Annotated in this window: 1 pseudogene; it reads right to left on the reverse strand. The window is 62.6% G+C overall.

Annotation, left to right across the window (positions count from 1 at the left end):
• Positions 1–45: 45 nt before the first annotated feature.
• Positions 46–910: pseudogene (locus HMPREF1546_RS19685) on the reverse strand (glutamine synthetase type III); the annotation flags it as partial.

Here is a 910-nt window from a genome sequence, read left to right on the forward strand (position 1 = left end):
AATCCAAGAGGGCCCCGGCCGATGGCCGGGGCCCTCTTGCGCACTTTATACGTAGAACAGCAGGTCGCTGTATACCGGGAAAGGCCAGGACTTGGAGGCAGTCAGCGTCTCCAACTGGTCGGCGGCCTTCCGGGCCTCTGCCATGTCGGGGATCAGCACCTCATGGCAGTAGTTCATGGCCTTGATAGAGCCCACGGGGATAGCGGCCAGATCCGCCTCCAGCTTGGCGCAGTCCGCCTGCAGGGCGTCCGTCAGGGTGCCGATCTGCATGGCTGTGGAAGTCTCATACTGGTGGGGCACACCCATGGCGTCCTTGTGATAGGCCCGCTGGCACAGCTGGTCGGCGTAGTCGGACACCGCAGGCAGGATCTGGTGGCGGATCATGTCCGCCATAGTCTTGGCCTCAATGGTCAGGACCGTGGTGTAGTTCTCAATGTGGATCTCCGCCCGGGCCTCGATCTCCTCCTTGGTGTAGATGCCGTGCTTGACAAACAGATCCACGTTTTTGGGAGCGGTGTACATGGGCAGAGCGTCAGCGGTGGAGGTCAGGTTGGAGAGGCCACGCTTCCCGGCCTCCTCCAGCCATGCCTCGTCATAGCCGTTGCCGTTGAAGATGATCCGCTGATGCTCGGTGAATACCCGGCGGATCAGCTTGGGCAGGTCCGCCTGGAAGTCCCGGGATGCCTCCAGCTCGTCCGCGAACTGCTTCAGCTCCTCGGCCATGATGGTGTTCAGGGCGATATTGGGGCCGGAGATGGACTGGGATGCGCCCAGCATCCGGAACTCGAACTTGTTGCCGGTAAAGGCCATGGGGGAGGTGCGGTTCCGATCCGTGTTGTCCTGGCGGATGGCAGGCAGGGCGTCCACGCCGATCTCCAGCGTCCGCTTGCCGGTGCTCTGGAAGTCCGTG

The organism is Oscillibacter sp. KLE 1745 (genome assembly GCF_000469445.2).
GTDB classification, from domain to species: domain Bacteria; phylum Bacillota; class Clostridia; order Oscillospirales; family Oscillospiraceae; genus Oscillibacter; species Oscillibacter welbionis.